The organism is Proteiniborus sp. MB09-C3 (assembly GCF_030263895.1).
GTDB lineage: Bacteria > Bacillota > Clostridia > Tissierellales > Proteiniboraceae > Proteiniborus.
Genome location: NZ_CP127161.1, coordinates 427,078 through 438,594 on the forward strand (window position 1 = coordinate 427,078; position 11,517 = coordinate 438,594).

The 11,517-nt window shown below is 32.1% G+C and carries 14 protein-coding genes and 1 rRNA gene; 5 read left to right on the forward strand and 10 right to left on the reverse strand.

What is annotated here, in order from left to right:
• Positions 1-8: 8 nt before the first annotated feature.
• The 4 genes from QO263_RS02040 to yedF form a co-directional block, all read right to left on the reverse strand.
• Positions 9-230 carry a DUF951 domain-containing protein gene (locus QO263_RS02040; RefSeq protein ID WP_285625883.1) on the reverse strand — a complete coding sequence of 74 codons (222 nt, stop codon included), beginning with the start codon at positions 228-230 and terminating at the stop codon, positions 9-11.
• Between the two features lie 88 nt (positions 231-318).
• Positions 319-1,194, reverse strand: a complete 876-nt coding sequence (locus QO263_RS02045) for a mechanosensitive ion channel family protein (protein WP_285625886.1) — start codon at positions 1,192-1,194, stop codon at positions 319-321.
• Between the two features lie 16 nt (positions 1,195-1,210).
• Positions 1,211-1,477, reverse strand: a complete 267-nt coding sequence (locus QO263_RS02050) for a putative Se/S carrier protein (RefSeq protein WP_285625888.1) — start codon at positions 1,475-1,477, stop codon at positions 1,211-1,213.
• 12 nt (positions 1,478-1,489) lie between these two features.
• Positions 1,490-2,089 carry a sulfurtransferase-like selenium metabolism protein YedF gene (gene yedF, locus QO263_RS02055; RefSeq protein ID WP_285625890.1) on the reverse strand — a complete coding sequence of 200 codons (600 nt, stop codon included), beginning with the start codon at positions 2,087-2,089 and terminating at the stop codon, positions 1,490-1,492.
• 373 nt (positions 2,090-2,462) lie between these two features.
• Here yedF and QO263_RS02060 point away from each other — a divergent pair, with 373 nt between their 5' ends.
• The 4 genes from QO263_RS02060 to QO263_RS02075 are packed head-to-tail and all read left to right on the forward strand — an operon-like array spanning position 2,463 to position 5,173.
• A complete protein-coding gene (locus QO263_RS02060; protein WP_285625893.1) occupies positions 2,463-2,864 on the forward strand; it encodes a hypothetical protein in 402 nt (133 codons plus the stop codon).
• Positions 2,865-2,880: 16 nt separating this feature from the next.
• Positions 2,881-3,246, forward strand: a complete 366-nt coding sequence (locus tag QO263_RS02065; protein ID WP_285625895.1) for a DUF2089 domain-containing protein — start codon at positions 2,881-2,883, stop codon at positions 3,244-3,246.
• 18 nt (positions 3,247-3,264) lie between these two features.
• A complete protein-coding gene (locus QO263_RS02070) occupies positions 3,265-4,782 on the forward strand; it encodes a DUF4097 family beta strand repeat-containing protein (RefSeq protein ID WP_285625898.1) in 1,518 nt (505 codons plus the stop codon).
• Positions 4,783-4,798: 16 nt separating this feature from the next.
• On the forward strand, positions 4,799-5,173 hold the full coding sequence (locus tag QO263_RS02075; RefSeq protein WP_285625901.1) for an SHOCT-like domain-containing protein: 375 nt from the start codon (positions 4,799-4,801) through the stop codon (positions 5,171-5,173).
• 35 nt (positions 5,174-5,208) lie between these two features.
• Here the strand turns inward: QO263_RS02075 and QO263_RS02080 are convergent, their stop codons facing one another.
• The 5 genes from QO263_RS02080 to QO263_RS02100 all read right to left on the reverse strand — a co-directional run bounded on the left by QO263_RS02080 (position 5,209) and on the right by QO263_RS02100 (position 9,680).
• The gene (locus QO263_RS02080; RefSeq protein ID WP_285625903.1) at positions 5,209-5,841 is read right to left on the reverse strand and encodes a LiaI-LiaF-like domain-containing protein; all 633 of its coding nucleotides are present in this window, start codon (positions 5,839-5,841) and stop codon (positions 5,209-5,211) included.
• Between the two features lie 33 nt (positions 5,842-5,874).
• Positions 5,875-6,564: a CvpA family protein gene (locus QO263_RS02085; protein WP_285625906.1), complete on the reverse strand. Its 690-nt coding sequence runs from the start codon at positions 6,562-6,564 to the stop codon at positions 5,875-5,877.
• A 32-nt stretch (positions 6,565-6,596) separates the two neighbouring features.
• Positions 6,597-7,724: a DUF5711 family protein gene (locus QO263_RS02090; RefSeq protein WP_285625908.1), complete on the reverse strand. Its 1,128-nt coding sequence runs from the start codon at positions 7,722-7,724 to the stop codon at positions 6,597-6,599.
• A gap of 30 nt (positions 7,725-7,754) precedes the next feature.
• Positions 7,755-8,825: a YkvI family membrane protein gene (locus tag QO263_RS02095; protein WP_285625911.1), complete on the reverse strand. Its 1,071-nt coding sequence runs from the start codon at positions 8,823-8,825 to the stop codon at positions 7,755-7,757.
• A 63-nt stretch (positions 8,826-8,888) separates the two neighbouring features.
• Positions 8,889-9,680 carry an HAD-IIA family hydrolase gene (locus QO263_RS02100; RefSeq protein WP_285625914.1) on the reverse strand — a complete coding sequence of 264 codons (792 nt, stop codon included), beginning with the start codon at positions 9,678-9,680 and terminating at the stop codon, positions 8,889-8,891.
• A 359-nt stretch (positions 9,681-10,039) separates the two neighbouring features.
• Here QO263_RS02100 and QO263_RS02105 point away from each other — a divergent pair, with 359 nt between their 5' ends.
• On the forward strand, positions 10,040-11,242 hold the full coding sequence (locus tag QO263_RS02105; RefSeq protein WP_285625916.1) for a polysaccharide deacetylase family protein: 1,203 nt from the start codon (positions 10,040-10,042) through the stop codon (positions 11,240-11,242).
• Between the two features lie 94 nt (positions 11,243-11,336).
• On the opposite strand, the gene rrf is transcribed toward QO263_RS02105, so the two are convergent.
• Positions 11,337-11,453: ribosomal RNA gene (gene rrf / locus QO263_RS02110) — 5S ribosomal RNA — on the reverse strand.
• Positions 11,454-11,517 lie beyond the last annotated feature (64 nt).

Consider the following 11,517-nt stretch of genomic DNA (forward strand, 5'->3'; position numbering starts at 1 on the left):
ATATAATATCATTCTGTTCTTTGCTTTTCTACTGCCTCTGGATTACTGCTGCTAAGAACCTTTTTTACTCTTCTTTCAAATTCTCTTCTGGCAAGCCATACCTGGCGTTCACAGCCTAGGCACTTTAGTTTAAAATCTACTCCAGTTCTCATGACTTCCCATTTGTTTTCTCCACATGGATGAGCTTTTTTAAGCTGCACCACATCTCCGACATTGTATTTTACAATCATCTAATCCCTCCCCTAACTACAATAAAGCTACCTCTCTATGACAATCATATATGAAGTAGCTTGAGCTATAAATACATTATATTATATTTTAGCTATTTAGTGAACTTTTATCCACTTTATCTTTTTCAATAACAACTCTCCTAGGATAAGGGATCTCTATGCCCGCCTTGTGAAACTCCTCTTTTATCTTTTTTCTTATTTCTCTTTCCACTGCCCATTGCTCCATAGGCTTAGTTTTAGCAACAACTGTAAGCTGTATCCCTGACTGACTTAGATTAGTTACTCCTAGAACTGTAGGCCCTTCAACAATATTATCATTTTCCTGAGACAGCTTTTTAGACAGCTCTGATAAAATTACTAAAGCCTTATCTATATCCTCCTCATAAGTAATTTCCACGTTTACCAGAGATCTCATAGAACCTCTGCTCAGATTAGTTACGGTTTGTATATTTCCATTAGGAACTATATGCAGTTCTCCTGAAAATGCCCTTATCTTGGTGATACGTATGCCGATTTCCTCAACTATTCCATCAAAGTCTCCTGTCTTTATATAATCACCTACAGAATACTGGTCTTCAAATAAGATAAAGAATCCAGTTATTATATCCTTCACTAAGCTTTGAGCTCCAAAGCCTATGGCTAATCCTCCTATTCCAGCAGTTGCAAGAATAGATTCTATAGGTAGTCCAAATTCCTTTAGTATAGAAACTATCCCTATAAAGTAAAATAGATACTTAGAAACACTTTTTAATATAACAGCCAGTGTATTTGATTTTCTTTCTTCGATTTTAAATCTTGAATTATGTCTTTTAGTAAAAAACCTATCTATTAAGGAATAGGAAAATTTTATCACTATTTTCATAAGAATAAATATGATAATAGCTCTCAATAGTTTCCCATATATGTTAAGCTGTCCACTAGGTCCTAACAAAAAACCATATATGCTATTTACTGCCTCCTTCAAGACCTCACCGCCTTAGTTAACTGATTTTGCTTGCTGATCTGCCTGATTCATTTTTTACTAGTCTATATATTCCTTTTATAGATAAGGATGCCCCTTCTAATATATTCTTTACCTGCTCAAAAAATTCTGGGTTGAATCTTATAGATAAGCCACAGCTAGCAGTTATTTCTCTAGGAGTTGGTATTACTTTTATATCAATATCATTGTTTTTTAAAGTCTTTTCGCCTTGTATTGCATAGTGTGTTGAATCAAAGGCTACTACATAATATACTTCTTCCTTCATGTTACCATCCTTTTATAGTGTTATCGTGTTTGTAGCATTTTTCATTTTTTCTACAATAGTATACATATTAGTTATTTCTCCAACAGCTAGTTTTTCTTTTAGACTATAGAAATCAAGACAAGTTCCACAGGATAATATCTCTACTCCCTCTGATTTAAGTTTCTTTAAGTCATCTAATACTGGAGAACCTTCAACTGTAAGCCTTACCCCGCCATTTAAAAATAGCAATGTAGAAGGAAAAGGTGTTGATTCTGTTAGAGTATATATATATCCTTTAATAAGTATATTTCCTAGCTCCTCCGAGCCTTGTCCAAGCTTATCATTACCAAATAATATAACCGTATCCTTAAATGTGTTAGGGACACAAGCATTAGCTTCCTCAACTTCTTCAGCTACGGCTCCCTTTGTGATATGAATATAATATTCATTTTCCCTTTTTTCAACGGTATAATCAAAATTTAAGCTTTTAGCAAGCTTTGAAACATTTTCTTTTGCCACCTCATTATCTACAATAGTAGTGACTACACCTTCTGATGTCTCATCCAATGCTTTTTTAGTCATTATAACTGGTTTTGGACAAGCTTGATTTCTAGCATCGATTTCTTTTTTCATTTTGTATTCCTCCTCAACTTAAAATCTCTATCTATAGTATACTTGTTTTTTCTTTATTCACCTATTTGTGTTATCCATATCCATTGCATTCATTATAGATTTTGTCTATAATTTATCTTTCACATAATCATTATTAACATTTTTAATTTGTATATTAATATTTTTAAAATTAATATTGACATTATTAATTTTAAATACTATTATATAGCTAAAGGGAATATTAAAAGCATTAAATACTTAAAATGTAAATAATAAAAAATCTACTATTATCATTAATATTGTTTAAAATCATCATATATAAAAGCACTTCTATTTTATTATACCCTTTTTATCTAAATAGAAAAAGATATTATTAAGGCAGGAGGGGTTTAATTTGAAGGAGGAAATAAGAAGTATCCTTGACAAACTGGAGAATGGGGAGATAAGCTGCAAAAAAGCTGTAAAGCTTATAAAAAGCATAAATGAAAATAGTATAAATAGAATAAGACCTGCTAGAAAAATCAAGATTAAAATAATTGATGGGGATAATAATAAGAAAATAAGATTACCAGGTATACCATTTTGGCTAATTGCATCCTTAAGTAAACTTGGAATACTAATAGCTCCTTTAGCATTTAAACATAGCAACCACATGGGCCAAAATTCCAGAATGGCTCTTGATATACTAAAAGACATTGACATTAGCGAACTAATTTATGCATTAGGAGCCTATGGTCCCTTCGACTTTGTTGATGTATGCGACGATAAAGATTTAGTCAAGATATCAGTCTTATAGAGAAAGGTAGGATACTATGAAAAAAGAAGCATTAGGAAGATGTCCCGTATGTAATCATGAAATGGATGTAACAAGACTTCATTGTAATTACTGTGAAACGACTATAGAAGGAAAATTTACTTTATGCAAATTTTGTAGATTAACTGAAGATCAGAAAAATTTTGTAGAGGTATTTATTAAAAACAGAGGCAATATAAAGGAAATCGAAAAAGAGCTTGGAATTTCTTATCCAACAGTTAGAAGCAAGCTGGAAAACGTGGTAGAAGCTTTAGGCTATAGTGTTAGACATGAGCCAAAAGTTGATAAGAAAGAAGTTTTAGCAAAGCTCAGCGCAGGTGAAATAACTGCTGATGAAGCAGTAAAGCTTTTAAAAGAAGAATAGTTTTAGGAGGGGAAAGTGGTGAGTGAGGAAAGATTAATGGTACTTACAATGCTACAAGAAGGTAAAATTTCTAATGACGAGGCATCGAAGCTACTTCAAGCACTGGATGAGCTTGAAATAGAAGAAGAGCTTCAAGATCATAATGAAATTGAAATAAATTGTAGCGATGATAGTATTATTGACAGTCAAGTATCCCATGACAATGAGAAATACACAGGTTTTATTCATAAGGAGGATGAAATTGCTGGTAGCTCCGATGAAAAAGTATCATCTAGTAGGATGGAAAAACTAGAAAAGAAGCTGGAAAAAAAGGCAGAAAAATTAGATCATCTAGGAGATAGCTTTGACAAGAAAATGAATGACTTTGGAGATAAAATGGATGATTGGGGCGAAAGCTTCGGTGAGTCCTTTGGCGAAAAAATGGGATCTTGGGGAGAAAATTTCGGTGAAAAAATGGGAAACTGGGGTGAGAACTTCGGTGAAAAGATGGGAAAAGTTGGCGAAGAATTAGCAGAAAGCGCTACTTCCATTACAGAAAAGGTTCTTAAAATGGTAGATGGATTTATTGGAGATGGTTCCTTTAATATATTTCCAGGCAGTTATGAAACTATAACTGAAACTATAGATAGAAACATTGCAGGCTTGGATTCTCCTGTTATTGAGGTTCATGGAATAAATGGAAAAATACTTCTTCACTCATGGGATGAAGAAAAAATAAGTATAAAGGCTAAATGCTCTATTAAAAAATCGGTTTATGATAGGAGCCGATTAGTGTATGAAGTAATTGAACAAAATGACAAGTTTATATTCAAGCCTAGATATACCAATGGAATAGGCACAAGTCTTGAAATATATCTTCCCTCTATAAAGTATGATAAGATTTTTCTATTGACCTCTAATGGAAGAATTGAAGTCAGCGAAATAAATTCTAATGAATTGATACTTGATACAACCAACGGTTCTATCAAAGCACAGGACATAAGTTCTAGTAGAACAATAGCTTGTACTAATAATGGTTCAATAAATATAGAGGATACAAGTTCAAAACGAATAGAGCTAGAAACATCTAATGCCACTATAAACGTGCAGGATGTTAGTTGTGAAGATATAGTTGCTACTACAAAAAACGGCAGAATATTAATTACGGATGCACAATCAAAGGAAATGGTCATCACTAGCTCAAATGCAACCTTAAGAATAGAAGACTCAATTGCATCTTCTATTATTGCTAAAACATCTAATGGAAGTATCAAAATAACTGATGTTGATACGTCGACTTTACGTAAAATTGAAACATATACTTCAAATAGCTCAATAGAAATAAATATCGATGACCATGACAAAGCATATAACATAGATGCTCAAACTTCTATGGGCCGTTTGGATGTGGAAATACCAAATCTTATATATGATTTAAATAAGCAAAATAGTCCTGGTAAGCAAAAGATATTAGCACATAGCGCATACAATACAGAGGCTGAAAATCAGATCAAAATAATTGCTTCAACATCAAATGGCTCAATAAAGATAGTATAATAAGGAGGTCGTTAGTGTGTCATATTTAAAAGAAGAAAAAATGCAAATTCTTAAGATGATAGAAGATGGAAAAATAACATCTGCGGATGGATTGGAGCTTTTAGGTGCATTGGAGGAAAAAGAAAACTTACCAATATCCAAAACCTCTAAATGGCTAAAAATAAAGGTTCATGATCCGGATGACAATGCAAAGGTAAATGTAAATATTCCATTAGCTCTAGTAGATGTGGGACTAAAAATGGCAACAAAATTCTCTCCTGAATTAAAAAACTCAGATCTAAAGGATATTGACTTTAATGAGATTGTTGAATTGATTAAAAACGGTGCAGAAGGTAAAATAGTTGATATTGAAAGTGGAGATGGAGAAAGAGTAGAAATAGTGGTTGAGTAAAAAACAGGGTGCAAAAACTTTGCACCCTGTTTTCATTATGCTTTACGCTTTACATTATCATATATAATTTTAATTCCAACAATTATTAATAAAGCAGGCCAAGCGTAGGATATTACCTTCCAAAAGCTTGCTTTTATTATATCTTTCGATATTAAGTACAGAAACGCTGAAAAAGCAATTAAAATGGTTCCTGGAATTAATGGCCAGCTATTGCCCCTTTTCATAAATTCAGCAATATAAATACCATAAAATGATAAACCTATTAAAAAGAAAAATGCCCAAGACATCTCTCCAGTATATATACTGGATACAAGTGTGTATATGCCTACAGCTGGAAGTATAAAACCTGGAAATACAAAACCCATTATTCTTTTTGTGAAATATAAAACTAAAAAAACTATTCCCAAACCAACTAAAAATGTAAATCCAGCTAAATCAATTCTGGTTGAAAACGCATCATCAATTATAGATGTAACTCCAACCACAATAATTATCATTCCTGAAATTAAGCTCCAAATATATCGTCTAATAAAATATATTACTAAAAAACCTACTCCTATCAAAATCAATAAAGCATTTCCTGATAATAAATCTGTATTAAGTAAAAATATCAAAACCCCTATTAAAATCAAAATAATACCTAATAAATCATTATTTCGCTTTCCCACTTTCTATTCCCTCCATATAAGATTTATAGCTCATTATAGCACTAAGTCCTTTAAATACTTTAATAATATATTATTATCATATAAATAATATCCTACAGTAGAACTAAAGACTCCTTCAGCTAGTGCCCCATTAGGTGATACGGATACAAGCGGGGTAAGTATAGCAAGTATTATTAATATTATCAAAATACCTTTAATAAGACCAAAAGCAAGGCCAAGGATTTTATTAAATTGCTTTAATATAGGAATATCTGAAAAAGCACTTAAAATCCTTACGACAAAAATCAATATTATCCTTGCAAGAATAAACGCAATAATCAGGCTTATTACGTCTATAAATATTCGCGTCAGAGCTTCAGACATAATATCAAGAGCATACTTTGAAACCTCAGATGTATAGGAACCTACCCTAGGACTCTTTGATATGATGTCTACTAAAGGCTTTGGTAAATTTAACCCCTCTAGTAAAGAGGCTGATCCAAAAATATCTGGTTTCCCCTCAAACATTGAATATAATCTCTTATCAACAAAACCTCTCATTTTATCATAAATTCCCTGATTATTTAATATGAACTGGGCAATTATTGGGTAGTATAGTCTAGCAGCAAAGTAAGATATCAAAAGTCCTGCTAAACTAAAAATAGAAACAATAAAGCCCTGGTTAAAACCAATTAATGAATTTACAGCTAGAATAGCAAAAATACACATATCTACCCAATTCATCTAAGAAGCACCTACCTTTTATATGTTATTCTCTAATTATTTCCTTGTTCTTTTTTACTTGATAATTTCCCTATAATTAGATTTTCTTTAGTCAATACAAGAATATTATCTTTATCGAATATTAAGCTTTCTATTTCAGCCTCACATGTATAATTTAAAAAAGCTTCTCCTTCATGTATTCCTATAAGTCTATCCTCTCCTACTAAAAAAACATTTCTTTTATTTGTATATATACTGTTATAATAATTGTCTAATGCAAGTTTATTTTTTGTCTTTCCATTTGGCTCTAGTACTTCTATGTAGCCCTTATCCTCTTCATAAAGTAAATATATTTCTTTTTGCTTGTTGTCTAGCTTTGCATCCTTTAACCTGCCTTTAATATCCTTACTCCATAACAGTTCATTTTCTGCATTTAGGCTAATTATTTTGCTATCACTTATTGCCAGCATAGTATCATTATCTATAAAATCGGCATCAAGAATAATCAAATCTGTATAGTCTTTTTTCCATAAAAGCTGTCCTTCTATTGTATATAACAAAAGACTGCTTTGAAGAATATTTCCTGAAAAGTCTATTGTCACAAGTATAAACTTTTTCTGGTCAGGAGAAATATTACTAGATAAAAGCCTTCCTTCATCAATAATTGTATTCGCTAATAATGAGCCTTTTTCGTCTAAAATATTTATCTGATCAATTTGCTCACCTGCTTTTGTATATATGATTAATAGACCATTCTTCTCAACAAATTTATCTATTGATTGTCTTGCCTCATAGGTCCATTTCTTTTCTCCTTCAATGCTAAAAGCAACAATTTGTCCCTTAATTTTATCACCAGTATAAATCGCATTTTCCCCTAGATGAGTAAAGGGGACTTCAAAATCTACACTCTTTGACCATAGCTTGTCTCCTGATAGATTATATGAAGTAATAATATTATTATCGGAATTTATAATAACTCCACCATAATTTTTTATAATACTATCCTTGTCCCAAGGAATATTAATGGTCTGAACCAGCTCCAATGATTTTTCAGTTTGCTTAAATAAATCTTGTATATCGCCATTTAATAATTTTCCAAAAAACATCAATGCAATTATTATGATTATCAATACTATCCATATCAGCTTTTTGCCTTTATTTTCTTCTTCTTTTGCAATCATAAGTTTCCCTCCCATCTTAATGAGTATAATTCACTTTTGTTTATATAAATTCCTTCTATATAAACCTAAAAAATCCAAAAAATGATTGACAATAATATATACAAGCATAAAAAGTCCTAAATATCCAAACAACGGATATATTATTGATACCAGACTAGAAAACCCTACCTTAGCAAAAGGAATAGCAATTACACAAAATATTCCCGAAATAAATAGTTGACTTTCATTAATGACAGAAGAAATCCTGTTTACACAGCCAAAGCCACTGGCAATAGCAGTAGTAAACATAGCCAGCCATAATATAACAGAATACATATATCCGCCCCAGTCTCCTAAATACTGTGCAGCTCTTATCATGGGGATCTCTATGCTATAAATATCAGTATATAATATTAGAGTAGATAATAAAATAAACATTGCCATAACTCCAAGTCCTATCCCCCCAAATATGCCTCCTTTTATTGCCTGCCTTTCATTTCCTATAATGGGAAGCAAAGATGTCAATATTACAATAGCAGATATGCTATTAAAGCTTACATAAAGAATAGCTGAAGTCACCCAGTTCCCTGTTTTAGCTCTGCTCACTCCATAAAAATTGCTAAAATTGAGTCCTTCCTTTATTATTACAACTGAGCCTACTAAAATAATTCCAATAATTAGAAATGGTACAACTAATCTATTTACAAAGGATATCCCTTTTACGCTAAAAGCTAGCGTTAAAAAGCATAAAAATGCCATAGTATAAATCCCTATATCAGCAGGTATATTAAATTGCTCAATAAATACTGCACCACTTCCAGCAAGCATTATGCAAAATCCGATGAATAGATAAGAAATTATAATAAGCTCCATGACTTTACTTATTCTTCGTCCAAAAAGCGGAGTAATATACTCATTATAAGACGTAATTCTATCTCTGAATACTTGAGATAATACAATTGCTCCCATTACTGAAAATAAAATTGAAGCAAATATGATACCATATATCCCTTTGTAACCAAATACTCCAAAGAATTGAATAATTTCTTGTCCTGAGGCAAAGCCTGCCCCTATAACAGTGCCAATATAAACGCTGGCCAGTTCCTTCCATGAATTTTTCATAAACAATCCTCCTACTCTTAGTTAATAAATACTATGAATAGCAAGGCTTGTCATATTATAGAATCAAAGGAGCATTTCATATAAATCCTTAATAGAATCTAAAATTATATCAGGATCTATTTCAGATTCTTTAAGATCTTCTAATCTTGTCTCCCCGCTTAAGACTAACACCGAAGTTATTCCACTATTTTTCCCAATCATTATATCTGTATAGAGTCTATCCCCTACTACAGCTATATCTTCTGATTTTAGACCTGTTTTTTCAAATATAACATCTACGATTTCTTTATTTGGTTTTCCTATTATTTTAGGTAAAACATCTGTAGAAGCTTTGAACATCTCTATCATGGCACCACAGTCAGGCATAAATCCTCCATTTTCTATAGGACAATTAAGGTCTGGATGGGTAGCAATGAAAGGTATCCCCTGCCTGATAAAATTACAGGCCTCCCATATTTTCATGTAATTAAGAGTAGTATCAAAGCCTAGCACTACATAATCAGGAAGTATTTGAGTGCCATTTATAACATTAAAACCATGTGCCTTAAATTCCATTAACAGTTCATCTGTACCGACAACATACACCTTGGCATTTGGTTTTTGCATATTTAGATAAATACAAGTAGCCTCTCCTGAAGTTAAAACATCACATTCATTCGCTTCTATTCCAAGGCTTTTTAGCTTCTTAACATAATCCCTAGCCGACTTAGAGGAGTTATTTGTAACAAATAGATATCTTTTATTTTGCTCGTTTAGTAATTCCAAAAATTCCTTTGAGCCCTTAAGTAGTTTATCCCCCAAATATATGGTTCCATCCATATCTAAAATAAAGCATTTCTTATTTCTTAAATCCATTATTTATCAACTCCATATTAAATCTTCTCTAAAAGGGTATATATCTAATAATTATATTATCAGAAAAGAAGATATTCTGCATCAACATTGATTTCTATCTGTGGAACAATCTTTTAAGTATCAAAAGTGCCATTATGACCTAAACTGATTTGCGGAGTAAATATTTGGTAGTTCAAACCTAGCAAACATCAAATTTGTACGGCTAGAAAGCAGCTAAATAATTTAAGTTTCAGGATGAAAAGTTCAATTGGTCTAAAGTGTAACTGTTTTGTCATACAATTTTACTATAATATAGTGTATTATGAATGTAGCTAATTCTTTCTTCATTGCATTAGCTGTACAACATGAGGAGGACTATAATGAAAAAAGTTGTAATGTTTTTGCTTATTATGATTACTATATCAAGCTCTGCCTTGGCCGATGGAATGCTAAGCATAATGCCCAATAGTATGCAATTAGCCATGCTAGATGAGGATACATATAAAGATACTGATGAGGACAATACTGATGTTGTAATTGAGCCTAATACTAATTCCTCTACTGATGAGGATCGGATTAATATTGACCCAAATGAAAATGATAACGAAGATAATACTGAACCCGTTGGAGATAATCAGGAAGACAATATGAATCCCGATAAGGGCAAGCCTACTGGTACAGAAGAGCCTGTTCCGGAAATCTCAGATCCTCCTGACACTAAAGTTGAGACGGAGCCCCCAGTAGAGCCTGAGAATAAAGTACCTTCAAAACCAGCATCCAATATAATCAACACTCTAAATAAGGAAAATGCATGGTCTAATAAAACAGTCTATTTTACTTTTGATGATGGCCCTAGTTCTATAACTACTAAGGTGTTGGATCTGCTAAAGAAAGAAAATATTAAAGCTACTTTCTTTGTCATAGGCACCAAAACAGATGAAGGAAAAACACTTCTTAAGAGAATTTCCGATGAAGGACATGCAATTGGCAACCATACTTATAGCCATAATTATAATTATATATATAAAAGTGTAGACAACTTTTTTGAGGATTTATATAAAAATGAAAATATTGTATATGAAGCCACAAAAAAACGACCTAAAATAATCAGGTTTCCTGGAGGATCAAATAATGCTTCAACTAAAACTGAAAAAGGAAAAAAGATAATAAATGAAATAATGAATAGATTGGAAAAGGAAGGCTATGTGCATTTTGATTGGAACGCTAGTAGCGGTGATGCTTCTGCAGTTCCAGCCTCTGTAGATGAAATAATCAACAATACATTGACTTGGGTAAGTAGAAATAATACTGCTGTAGTTCTTTTTCATGATACTGCTGCCAAGACCAATACACTAAAAGCCTTGCCGACCATAATAGAAAAGCTCAAATTCTTGGGCTGTAAATTTGAAGTCTTAACTACGAATTCACCACATATTGCATTCGTAAAAAACAGCAATAATACTAATACTGATACAATTCCAGCTAATGCTAAAAATAAAGATAGAAAACCTCCACACGTAATTAAAAAGCTTATGAGACTAGAGGAGGAAATGGAAAAAAGATTCATAGGAAATGGACATTAGATATACAACAAATAATATAGTAAAATAAAAAACAGCTTAAAAAATTAAATCTTAAGCTGTTTTTTGATATATAAATCTATTTTAAAAATAAAAAATCCAGCAACGTCCTACTCTCCCAGGCGGTCTCCCACCAAGTACCATCAGCGCTGAAGGGCTTAACTTCTGTGTTCGGTATGGGAACAGGTGTGACCCCTTCGCTATTGTCACTGGATTTATGCCCTAAATCATTTGTTCAGAGCTTATATATTTAGTTTTAAGGTATTTATTTGTACCTT

What these genes read in the sequence shown, in the direction of transcription:
- QO263_RS02100 (WP_285625914.1), bottom strand. Translation starts at nt 9,680, where the DNA reads ATGGATTTAAGAAATAAGAAATGCTTTATTTTAGATATGGATGGAACC.
- QO263_RS02040 (WP_285625883.1), bottom strand. Translation starts at nt 230, where the DNA reads ATGATTGTAAAATACAATGTCGGAGATGTGGTGCAGCTTAAAAAAGCT.
- QO263_RS02105 (WP_285625916.1), top strand. Translation starts at nt 10,040, where the DNA reads ATGAAAAAAGTTGTAATGTTTTTGCTTATTATGATTACTATATCAAGC.
- QO263_RS02085 (WP_285625906.1), bottom strand. Translation starts at nt 6,564, where the DNA reads ATGAATTGGGTAGATATGTGTATTTTTGCTATTCTAGCTGTAAATTCA.
- QO263_RS02090 (WP_285625908.1), bottom strand. Translation starts at nt 7,724, where the DNA reads ATGATTGCAAAAGAAGAAGAAAATAAAGGCAAAAAGCTGATATGGATA.
- QO263_RS02050 (WP_285625888.1), bottom strand. Translation starts at nt 1,477, where the DNA reads ATGAAGGAAGAAGTATATTATGTAGTAGCCTTTGATTCAACACACTAT.
- yedF (WP_285625890.1), bottom strand. Translation starts at nt 2,089, where the DNA reads ATGAAAAAAGAAATCGATGCTAGAAATCAAGCTTGTCCAAAACCAGTT.
- QO263_RS02065 (WP_285625895.1), top strand. Translation starts at nt 2,881, where the DNA reads ATGAAAAAAGAAGCATTAGGAAGATGTCCCGTATGTAATCATGAAATG.
- QO263_RS02095 (WP_285625911.1), bottom strand. Translation starts at nt 8,825, where the DNA reads ATGAAAAATTCATGGAAGGAACTGGCCAGCGTTTATATTGGCACTGTT.